Below are 10,807 nucleotides of genomic sequence, written 5' to 3' on the forward strand. Positions count from 1 at the left end.
TTCAAAGTTAAACAATTATGGCAGAAGAATTCGAGAACAAAGAAGTTCAGTCTGAGCAGAATGAGAACAGCCGCGAAGGCTATTCAGCAGCCGAACAAGGCGGCTATCAAAGAGAGTACCGTGGCACAGGACGCACACAGCGCCCACGTATTCACAGCCAGCGTGCTTACAGCAGCGACAAGGCTAATAGTAGCAATGACGAAGGCGGATTCCGTCCTGAGGGCTTCGGCTCTGGCTTGCAGAGTGCAGGTCGTCCTCAGCAGGGAGGCTATCGTCCACGTCAGAACAGCTATGGTGGCGGATATAACAATAGCCGAGGCGGCTATCAGAGCCGTCCACAGCAAGGTGGCTATCGCCCACGTTACAATAGTAATGGTGAGGAAGGTGGTTACCAGCCACGTCAGCAGGGTGGATACCAGAACCGTAGCGGATACCAAAGTCGTCCACAGCAGGGTGGCTATCGCCCACGTTACAACAACGATGAAAATGGCTACCAGCCTCAGGCTTATCGTCCACGTTACAACGCAAACAATGGTGCCGAGGGCGAAGAGAATAACAACTACCAAGCAAATCAAAACGGTTATCAGCCACGCCAGGGTGGATACCAACCACGCCAGCAGGGTGGTTACCAGAATCGTAGCGGATACAACTATAACCGTGGTGGATATAATAACAATCGTGGTGGATACCAAAGCCGTGGTGGATACAATAATAATCGCGGAGGCTATAACAACCGTGGCGGATACAACCAGGGTGGTTACCGTCAGCACAGTGCCGATTATGATCCACATGCAAAGTATTCACTCAAGAAGCGCATTGAATACAAGGAGGAAAACTTCGATCCTAATGAGCCAATCCGCTTGAACAAATATCTTGCTAACGCAGGTGTATGTTCACGTCGCGAGGCTGATGAGTTCATCCTTTCAGGTGCAGTTACCGTAAATGGCGAGGTTGTAAAAGAACTAGGTAGCAAGGTTCTGCGCACTGACGAGGTACTCTTCCAAGAGAAGCCTGTTTCATTGGAGAAGAAGGTTTATGTACTTCTGAACAAACCAAAGGATTATGTAACCACAAGCGATGACCCACAGCAGCGCAAGACTGTTATGGACCTCGTAAAGGGTGCTTGTCCAGAGCGTATCTACCCAGTTGGTCGTCTTGATCGTAACACAACTGGCGTACTACTCCTCACTAACGATGGCGACCTCGCTTCAAAACTTACTCATCCTAAGTTCTTGAAGAAGAAGGTATATCACGTATTCCTTGATAAGGCTATTACAGCTAATGACTTGCAGAAGATTTCTGACGGTATTGAGTTGGAAGATGGTGAGATCAAGGCTGACGCAATCGAGTATGCTGACCCACAGGATCAGACTCAGGTTGGCATTGAGATTCACAGCGGCAAGAACCGCATCGTACGTCGTATCTTCGAGAGCCTCGGCTATCGCGTCGTAAAACTCGACCGCGTACAGTTTGCTGGTCTGACAAAGAAGAATGTACGTCGTGGTGATTGGCGCTTCCTCACTGAGAAGGAAGTTGATATGCTACGTATGGGTGCGTTTGAATAAAATAGTAACCTCCCCAAAGCTCTCAAAAGAAGAAGATATGAGCAACCAGACAATGCTACTATCAAAGCATTAAAAAGTTGTCAAACAATATTCCTCTCCTTTTGAAAGATTTGGGGAGTACCTAATTACAATATAGCAAATGAAAAGAACAAAAGTCGTCGATGCACTTGCTTGCACCGATTTTGGTAAAGATATCAACGTAAAGGGTTGGGTTCGTTCTCATAGAAGTAGCAAGGCTGTTGACTTCATCGCACTGAATGATGGTTCTACAATTAAGAACATTCAGGTTGTAGTTGACCCATCATCTATCGATGCAGAAGAACTGAAGAGTATCACTACGGGTGCTTGTATCAGCGTTGTTGGTACGCTCGTAGAGAGTCAAGGTGCTGGTCAGACTTCAGAGATTCAGTGTAAGGAGATTGAAATCTACGGTCTCTGCCCAAGCGACTACCCTATGCAGAAGAAGGGACAGAGTTTTGAGTACATGCGCAAGTATGGACACCTGCGTCTTCGTACCAATACCTTCGGTGCTGTGTTCCGCATTCGTCACAATATGGCAATCGCTATCCATAAGTATTTCCACGATCATGGATTCTATTACTTCCATACTCCGCTGATTACGGGTAGTGATGCTGAGGGTGCTGGTAACATGTTCCAGGTAACAACACTCGACCTTGATCGTGTTGCAAAAGGCGGTGAGGTTGATTATAGTGCTGACTTCTTTGGAAAGCGTACAAACCTCACGGTGTCTGGACAGTTGGAGGGTGAGTTAGGTGCTACTGCACTTGGTGCTATCTACACCTTCGGTCCTACTTTCCGTGCAGAGAATTCAAATACTCCGCGCCACTTGGCAGAGTTCTGGATGGTTGAGCCTGAGGTTGCTTTCATCGACAAGGATGAACTGATGGACCTTGAGGAAGATTTCATCAAGTACTGCGTTCGTTGGGCATTGGAGAACTGTAAGGACGACCTTGAGTTCCTCAACAAGATGATTGATAAGGAGCTTATCGCTCGTTTGGAGGGTGTATTGAAGGAAGACTTTGCTCGTCTTACTTACACAGAAGGTTTCGAGATTCTTCAGAAAGCTGCTGCTGACGGTGTGAAGTTTGAGTTCCCTATCACTCACTGGGGTATGGACCTCAGCAGTGAACACGAGCGTTACCTCGTTGAGGAACACTTCAAGCGTCCTGTTATTATGACCGATTACCCAAGTGAAATCAAGTCATTCTATATGAAGAAGAATGAGGACGGCAAGACAATGCAGGGTACTGATGTTCTCTTCCCACGTATCGGTGAGATTATCGGCGGTTCTGTCCGTGAGGAGAACTATGACAAACTGGTTCAGGAGATTGAAAGCCGTGGTATGAAGCGTGAGATTTACGACTGGTACCTTGATACTCGTAAGTACGGAACCTGCCCACATGGTGGTTTCGGTCTCGGTTTCGAGCGTCTCATCCTCTTCGTTACTGGTATGCAGAACATCCGTGATGTAATCCCATTCGCACGTACTCCAAAGAACGCAGAGTTCTAAACATAAGAACAAAAGGCGACTATCCTCCAAAAGATAGTCGCTTTTTATTTACCTATAAGAACACTCCCGACGAAACTTAAACATAACACGTACATAAAAATAAATTATCATGAAACTAAAAAGAATCCAATCAAACCTTCTCTTACTGTGCCTTATTCTCTTAGTAAGCTGCTCTACTGAATCTTTCCAAGACGAGGACATATCGTTACGTAACTTGCATGAGGGCGACCTCATGTTCGTTGTGAAGGAAACAAGCAACCCTATTACAGATGCAACACAGGGCATTAACGGACTAAAGATTGACCACGTGGCAATCTTCCATCATACGGATAGTGCCAATTATGCTTTAGAAGCTTATGGCAAAGTGGTGTCACTTACTCCTCTTACCAACTTCCTTGATCGTTCAAAATGGAAAGATGAAAAACCGCACATTGCTGTAGGTAGAGTAATTGTCGATTGTGACATGAATACTTCTATGAAGCGAGCATTAAGCTATCTTGGTCGACCATACGACCGATTCTACATGCCCGATGACAAAGAAATCTATTGTAGCGAATTGATTCAGAAATCATTTGTCGATCACCACGGCTTACCTATTTTCTCAACAATCCCGATGTCCTTCCACGATAACAACGGAAAAATCTTGGATGCTTGGACTCAATTCTATGCCTTCTATCATCGTGAAGTACCCGAAGGAGAACCCGGCACTAACCCTGGGCAGCTATCACGTGATAAGGCTGTAAAGGTTACCTATGCATTTTGAAGATTAATCTCTGGGGAAACTATCCATCTGAGAGGTTTTCAAAACACCTCAACACTCCCCAAAAGATAAGCTGTAATAACAATATAAGTTTTAAAATCATTTGCTGTCATTTTAACATTTCGCCCTAGAACACAGTGTGACAAGTACTTAAAATGTTATTTAGAATGACAGAAATGACAGCAAATTTATTTTCAACAAAATAAACTTCCACAGTACCGTATCAGATTTTATGGGAAAGATAAGTCGGAAATAACTTCCCGAATCAGATTGGTTTAACTAATTGTAAGAAACAGGTCTCACCCATTTATCGCAAAACAACATAGGCTTTTCGCGTAGTTTGACACGCTACTTTACAAAACATTGGTAAGAGCTAAGCCCCAGCACAATTAGTGCTAACACCCAGCACCATATGTGCTGGGCGTTAGCACTGAGGTAAAAGCATAGAAAAACCCAATATTATTAGTGGATATTCTGGCATCTACTACTTCATTACCATAAAATAATCAGAGAAGAGGCACAAAAAGAAATTCTGCTATTCTATTTCATTTTAAACTTTCCTGTCATTCCTGTCACTCTAATATTGACTACAAATCACTGATAATAAGCCTTATACTGGAAATATTAAAAGTGACAGCAAACTAAATAAAAAATAACTAGGGTACTTAGATTAGAAATACTATCTTTGTTTTATCTATTTTCTTTTATTATCTTTGTAGAGAACATATAAGCATTATTAGCTAACTAAAGTATTATTACTAATTCTAAAAATCATAATTATGACAATTACAAAAGCTATTTATCAAGGTAAAGGACGAGTTGAAGCAACGCACGTTAGGTCGGCTGTAACCATAAACACTGATGCGGGTAAAGCTGTAGGAGGCTTAGGAGAAAATCAGAATCCCGTGGAGCTATTAGGTAATGCACTGGCTGCATGTGCCTTGACTATGATGGGCCTGCGGGCAGAACGCAGCGATGTAGATTTTTCTGGTTGCTATGCAGAGGTCGGCGAGATAGAGGAAGACATACAGACCTTTACGATTACACGTATTCCTATCACGTTCCATCTAAAGGCTTCATTCGACGAGAAGCAGCGTAAGAAGTTTGAGCATATCGCTCTTAAGACCTGTTTTGTTGGCAATACACTAACCGCAAAGAAAGACTTCACCTTCGTTTATGAGTAATCTCATAGTATAATGTGACGTTAAAGATAACAAGCAATAAAAAGGACATTTGGAGATAGCAACATCACCAAATGTCCTTTTATTTTCTTACGTAGTCTTAGGATTATGTCTTTCCAATGATGACAGAAATGACTTATATGTCCTTAATAATAAAATATAAATACATTACTTATCCGCTGCAGCCTTCTCCGCTTTGATTCGTTTATGCTCTTCCAACATCTTTGCAGCACGTTCACGAGCGATGCGAGCAGGCTCACTTGTAGCCTCATCCTCAGGACGGATGCGCATAGTGTGGGCAAGACTGACAAGATCTTTCACAGCCTCTCCACCTGCAATAAGTCCCGCCGCAGCTGGTACCCACGCATTAGAACTGGGGATAGTATGACGGTCAGTACACTTACGCATATCCTTGTCAGGGCAAATACAGTGGAAACGGCAAGAGATCTCAGGCTGTTCTATACTCTCAAGTGGCTCCTCAGGACTATATACAACCTTTAGGTGCTTAATCTTTGTCTTACGAAGTTTCTTACGAATCACCTTCGCTAATGGGTCGTTGATGGTCTTGAAGATGTCAGTCACACGAAACTGTGTGGCATCCAGTTTATATGCAGCACCCATACAAGAAAGCAATGGGATGTTCATTTCATGACAACGATAGATAAGATCAAGCTTAGCAGTTACAGTATCAATACAATCAATGACATAATCATAATGAGAGAAGTCGAACTGATCGGCATTATCAGGCAAATAGAATGTCTGATATTTACGCACGATACATCGTGGATTGATTGAATGGATGCGCTCTTCAGCAACATCTACTTTATGCTTTCCCACTGTTCGCGTGGTGGCAAGAAGCTGTCTGTTGACATTCGTAAGACAGACACGGTCGTCATCAATAACGTCTATAGCACCCACGCCACTGCGTGCCAATACTTCTACTGCATATCCGCCAACACCTCCAACACCAAAGACAGCAACACGACTACCATTAAGCGTATCGATAGCGGGCTTACCAAGAAGAAGTTGGATTCTTGAGAATTGATTCTGCATTATATTCTTTATTATCCTTTATTTGACTACAAAGATACAACAAAAAAGCGAGTTAGAAGCATCATCCCTCACTGACAATACGAATAGACAGTGGTTCGATGGTGATTAGATGACGCTTATAGAGGTCACCAACAGCACGTTTATAAACCTTCTTAGAGACTTGGAAACGGCGTTTGATATCCTCTGCCTCGCTCTTATCGCCAAGATCACATACACCACCATGATCCTTCAAATACTGAAGCAGAACTTCCGCAAAGTCTTCCGCATGCTGTTGACCTGTAGGCTGAAGTGTACAATCAATCTTACCATCACGACGAACAGTAGAGATATAACCCTTTAGGCGGTCGCCAGTATGAACATATTGGAACACCTGATCTTCATAGATAAGGCCTGCATAGCGGTTATCTACAATGACTTTGAAGCCAAGATCGGTCTTCTGCCATATCAACAAGTCAACTTCCTGTCCATGCTTATAGCCACGTGGCTGCTCGTCAAGATAGCGCTCTACCTTTGCTGAGGCAACAAGGCGATAGCTCTCTTCGTCAAGATGAATATAAACAATATAGCTATTGCCGATAGTCATACGTTTCTTCTGTTCACGGAAAGGACAGAAGAGGTCTTTCATCACACCCCAAGAGAGGAATGCCCCATACTCATTCACCCACGAACACTCCAAGTAAGCGAAGTCGCCTACCTGCGCCAAAGGTTCCTCCGTAGTAGCAATTGGGCGTTCATCCTGATCGAGATAAACGAACACTTCCAGCTCATCCCCAATCTCCGTACCCTCTGGGACATATTTCTGAGGCATGAGAATCTCGCCAGCCGGACCACCATCAAGATAGATTCCAAATGGATCACCATTGCCTTCACGCAAGGCAATCTTCTGTACTGTGAGCGTATTGTATGCTCCAAGCTTTATTTTAGACATAATGTTCAATATTTAATTAGCTTAAGCCAGAATGACATAAAGACATATTTTTTCAATGACATATTTATTTTGCCGAGCTTAAATGCGATTTTCTTTTAGGAATGAGGACTATAAACTCTGTACTTGCGTTTTATTTCTAATCTTTCTGCAGCACCAAAGTTTATAAGCAGACCATTATCTACTCCAGCTACTGAAAGGTAGTTTACCAATTGAATTGCGTGTGCTGGAAGTAACTGAGCAACTGCTTTTAGTTCGATGATAACACATCCTTCTACAACAATATCTGCTCTGAAATCACCTATAATATGTCCTTTATATCGAACAGGCATTTCTACTTCATCCTCCACTTTAAGTCCAGCGTCTCTGAGTTCTATCAGCAATGCTTTTTTGTAAACACTCTCTAAATACCCAGCTACAAAATGGCTCCGAACCTCATAGGCTTTATTGATTATCAGCTTTATAACCTCTTCAGTATTCATCAGGCTATTAGTAATTATTAAGTTTATCGTCTACCAACATACTCTATAAAGAATATGTCATTAAAAAATATGTCTTTATGTCATTCTGTCTTTCAACAAACATCATTCTGTCTCTTGACAAACGTCATTCTGTATCAAGCCGTCTTTAAGATATATCGTTCTATCTGTTATCTGTGCAAGCCCCTCATCGTGTGTAACGATGACAAAGGTCTGACCGAACTTATCACGAAGATCAAAGAAGAGTTGGTGCAGTTCCTGCTTGTTCTTACTATCCAAACTACCCGAAGGCTCATCGGCAAGGATGACAGCAGGGTTGTTTACCAACGCACGAGCTACTGCAACACGCTGTTTCTCACCACCGGAAAGTTCGTTAGGCTTATGATTAGCACGGTCGCTCAAGCCCATAAATTCCAATAAATCTTCGGCACGCTGACGTGCATCCTTATTCTTCTTTCCAGCAATATAAGCAGGAATCATAATGTTCTCAAGAGCTGTAAACTCAGGAAGAAGCTGATGGAACTGGAAGACAAAACCCAAGTGCTGGTTGCGGAAATCACTCAACTTACCAGCTGATAGGCTACCCACGTCAATACCATCCACAACAATAGAGCCACTATCTGGCTTATCCAGCGTTCCAAGTATCTGTAACAAGGTTGTTTTACCAGCTCCAGATGGGCCAACGATACTGACAACCTCGCCTTTCTCAATACGAAGATTAATCCCCTTCAACACCTGAAGCGAGCCAAAGCTTTTTGTTATGTTCTTAATATCTATCATATTCTATTCTTTTATTGGGGCTATTGGGCTAATTAGCCGTATTAGCCTTATTAGCCTAATAACCACTTACACCTTATTATGAATCCACTCTCTTACAGCCTCATAAGCACTGCGTTCCTCCGTATGCTGTGGCTGAGCAAAGGTCATATCATCCATCTCACTACCATACTGATCAGGGAAGATAATCATGATTGTCTTGCCTTTAATAAACTTATTCAGTTCTTCAGGAAGTCTTTCCATTGCCGTCTTATAAGATATCGTACCCTTACGTGCTGTCACTATGACAAAGAGGTGATCCTCTCGAATCTTCGAACCAAGCGTTGGTAATTCCTTCCAATGCTCCATCTCTTCATATTCAGCCCTAACACTTGGGAAGCGATTACGAATAAATTCATTAACAAGTTGCAGCGTTTCATTACGCCCATGGAAAGCGATACGACACTCCAAGTTGCCCGCCATACGCGCCAATCGTTCTAACCAACGATAGAAACCTGGTTCAAACTCAGCCCGAGAAGGGATTGCCACTTGTATTCTACGAATTGTATTCAGCGGTTGCAAAATACGTGTCACGATAATCTGACGACTCAGGCCATTGTACAGACTTCGTGTAAATTCTCCCCAGAAACTACGATTAATCTCCTTATGGAAGTGTAACCCCATCAGAATCTCTGACGCTTGAAACTCCTTAAAAGCATGTTTGATGCCATTCGCTATATTAGCAGCAACACGTACCTGCGTCACCATCGGTACATCAGAAGCACTTGCCAAATGGCAGAGATGGTCTAACAAACGCTGTCCCTCCGCCTGGTTATGGCGCATATTTACATCATCATACACCACATTCAACGCCACCAACTCTCGTTTTAACCGTGGGTTGCGCATCAGTGTAGCCATGGTTACAAGATTATCAGAATACTCTGGGTACTTAACAGGTATCAGAATCTTCTCATCATCGAGATTCTTCATCATATCATGTCCCTCTTTCTCCTGCAGACGAAGCCGTTGTGCTGCCCGCTCTGTGATGACAGTTGAGATGATACAGGTGAAGAGAATCATTATCACAATTCCATTCAAAACCTCATCACCAAAGAGGTATTCACCCGGTGCTACCTGCAACCTACGTCCTACCATCACCATCGCAATAGCACCAGCCGCATGGGCACTGGTCAAACCAAACATCATGTGACCTGCCAACCATGACATACGGAAGAAACGAGCTGCCAAGTAAGCTGCTACCGCCTTACCCAAGGTGCCGAAGAAGACAATACAGAATACAACCCAAAGTATCTTACTTCCTGCAAAAAGCAAGCGTACATTAATCAGCATACCCACACCGATAAGGAAGTAAGGAATGAAGAGTGCGTTACCTGTAAACTCTATACGGTTCATCAATGGAGATACCTTTGGCACAAATCGGTTCAATATCAAACCTGACATGAACGCTCCAAAGATTCCTTCCAAACCCACAGCATCCGACAAAGCTGCTGAGAGGAAAACGATGGCAAGGATGAAGATAAACTGCATCACAGCATCTGAATACCGACGAAGGAACCAACGGGTCACACGTGGTATCACCATAATCAAGCCCACACAATAAACCACAAACTTCAGAATGAATAGTAGCCAAAAGACGATACCACCATTCCCATGAAACGAGTTTACAATGGAAGCCATGACTATCAACGCCATAAAGAGAGCCATCATAGATGAACCCACACTCAACGTCGAACTCGTATGTCGTGTTAATCCGTATCGTCCCACTATCGGATAGGCTATCAACGTGTTAGAAGCCATAATTGCCGCAAGCAGAAGCGATGCCAAAGGAAGATAGCCCAATAGACTGACACCCATAAAATAGGTCATTGCAAAGGGGATAAGAAAGGTCAACATACCAAAGACCATCACCCTATTACGATTTTTCTTCAGTCCTTCCATATCCATCTCCAGACCTGCAAGGAACATGATATAAAACAGTCCTACACGTCCAAAGAGTTCAAACGAGGCATCACGACCAAGGATATTCAGTCCATATTTTCCAACAAGGATACCCGCCAACACCATACCAATGATATGTGGAATGCGCAGTCGTCCCATGATGATAGGCGAAAGCAATATCATCAGCAAAACAACAAAGAAAATCAATGTCGGGTCGGTTATCGGGAAATATTGTGATAAATTCAGCATGCGTATCTATAAAATTACTGTCTGCAAAGTTACGAAAAAACTTTGGCCTTACCTAACATTAACAATGTATTAAGCTCTATAATTCTTGATACTCTACAAGGCAATAATAAAAACCTACCTCCAACAAGAAATCACTTCTCGCATAGAGGTAGGAAAATGATATTAAAGAAACGGATAAAAATCGGTAACAAGACTTGAAACATCAAGTTACATACAAGAAACGACATACCCCACTCCTACAGAGAGCAAAGAGAAAGAAGCCCAATATTCCAGCCTGCTTACCCACTCTCTATTTTTTCTACAAAACACATACTGTTTACCTTACTTACATCTTGCCTTCCACACATAG

Annotated in this window: 9 protein-coding genes; 4 read left to right on the forward strand and 5 right to left on the reverse strand. The window is 43.0% G+C overall.

Annotation, left to right across the window (positions count from 1 at the left end; translation table 11 throughout):
* Positions 1–17: 17 nt before the first annotated feature.
* The 4 genes from J4856_RS11160 to J4856_RS11175 all read left to right on the forward strand — a co-directional run bounded on the left by J4856_RS11160 (position 18) and on the right by J4856_RS11175 (position 5,040).
* On the forward strand, positions 18–1,565 hold the full coding sequence (locus J4856_RS11160; protein ID WP_065367716.1) for a pseudouridine synthase: 1,548 nt from the start codon (positions 18–20) through the stop codon (positions 1,563–1,565).
* 139 nt (positions 1,566–1,704) lie between these two features.
* The gene (asnS, locus tag J4856_RS11165; RefSeq protein WP_025838555.1) at positions 1,705–3,096 is read left to right on the forward strand and encodes an asparagine--tRNA ligase; all 1,392 of its coding nucleotides are present in this window, start codon (positions 1,705–1,707) and stop codon (positions 3,094–3,096) included.
* Between the two features lie 109 nt (positions 3,097–3,205).
* A complete protein-coding gene (locus tag J4856_RS11170) occupies positions 3,206–3,859 on the forward strand; it encodes a YiiX/YebB-like N1pC/P60 family cysteine hydrolase (protein ID WP_025838554.1) in 654 nt (217 codons plus the stop codon).
* Between the two features lie 776 nt (positions 3,860–4,635).
* Positions 4,636–5,040 (forward strand): OsmC family protein, encoded by a 405-nt coding sequence (locus J4856_RS11175; protein WP_025838552.1) that lies wholly within the window; start codon positions 4,636–4,638, stop codon positions 5,038–5,040.
* Positions 5,041–5,205: 165 nt separating this feature from the next.
* Here the strand turns inward: J4856_RS11175 and J4856_RS11180 are convergent, their stop codons facing one another.
* From J4856_RS11180 to J4856_RS11200, 5 genes are all read right to left on the reverse strand, one after another.
* On the reverse strand, positions 5,206–6,090 hold the full coding sequence (locus J4856_RS11180; RefSeq protein WP_025838551.1) for a tRNA threonylcarbamoyladenosine dehydratase: 885 nt from the start codon (positions 6,088–6,090) through the stop codon (positions 5,206–5,208).
* Positions 6,091–6,151: 61 nt separating this feature from the next.
* Entirely contained in the window at positions 6,152–7,018 is an 867-nt protein-coding gene (locus J4856_RS11185; RefSeq protein ID WP_065367715.1) for a CvfB family protein, read from the reverse strand.
* 95 nt (positions 7,019–7,113) lie between these two features.
* Entirely contained in the window at positions 7,114–7,497 is a 384-nt protein-coding gene (locus J4856_RS11190; RefSeq protein WP_025838547.1) for a GxxExxY protein, read from the reverse strand.
* A gap of 102 nt (positions 7,498–7,599) precedes the next feature.
* The gene (locus tag J4856_RS11195) at positions 7,600–8,274 is read right to left on the reverse strand and encodes an ABC transporter ATP-binding protein (protein ID WP_025838545.1); all 675 of its coding nucleotides are present in this window, start codon (positions 8,272–8,274) and stop codon (positions 7,600–7,602) included.
* A gap of 66 nt (positions 8,275–8,340) precedes the next feature.
* Positions 8,341–10,458, reverse strand: coding sequence for a cation:proton antiporter (locus tag J4856_RS11200; RefSeq protein WP_065367714.1), 2,118 nt, complete (start codon positions 10,456–10,458; stop codon positions 8,341–8,343).
* Positions 10,459–10,807 lie beyond the last annotated feature (349 nt).

Origin of the sequence: Prevotella scopos JCM 17725, assembly GCF_018127785.1 — a bacterium.
In the GTDB taxonomy this organism is placed as follows: domain Bacteria; phylum Bacteroidota; class Bacteroidia; order Bacteroidales; family Bacteroidaceae; genus Prevotella; species Prevotella scopos.